Genomic DNA, 382 nt, shown 5'->3' with positions numbered 1-382 from the left:
GCACGTGAAGACCGCGCCCCTGAGCACCGCGGAGAAGTTCACCGTGAAGCTGCTGGGCACCAGCGCGGTCGGCGGGAAGAAGGCCTCGGCCGCCGCCGTCCTCACCGGGCCCACCGGACAGGAGGCCGGAGCGGGCACGCCCGGCACGGTCCTGGTCGATGTGACCGCGGGCCGGTCCGCTCTCACCGACACCACGGGCTCCCTCCAGGTCCCCGAGGGCTGGGGGACCGCCGCCGCCGAGGTCCCGGGCCGCATCCCGGCGGGCACCACCCGCCGGGTCGAGGTGGAGCTCACCCCGGCGAAGGACGCCGAGGTCCGTGAGACCCGGCTGACCGCACGGGCGCGCTACCGGGCCGCCGGTGAGACCCGCACGAGTCAGCAG

At 76.2% G+C, this 382-nt stretch carries 1 protein-coding gene; it reads left to right on the top strand.

The window, feature by feature from the left end; translation table 11 throughout:
- Window positions 1-382 (top strand): NEW3 domain-containing protein (locus tag BTA51_RS29175; RefSeq protein WP_210404973.1); only part of this gene is annotated, 382 nt, incomplete at both ends.

It is taken from the genome of Hahella sp. CCB-MM4 (assembly GCF_002260525.1).
Taxonomy (GTDB): domain Bacteria; phylum Pseudomonadota; class Gammaproteobacteria; order Pseudomonadales; family Oleiphilaceae; genus Hahella.
This window is presented reverse-complemented; position numbering and strand designations above follow the sequence as displayed.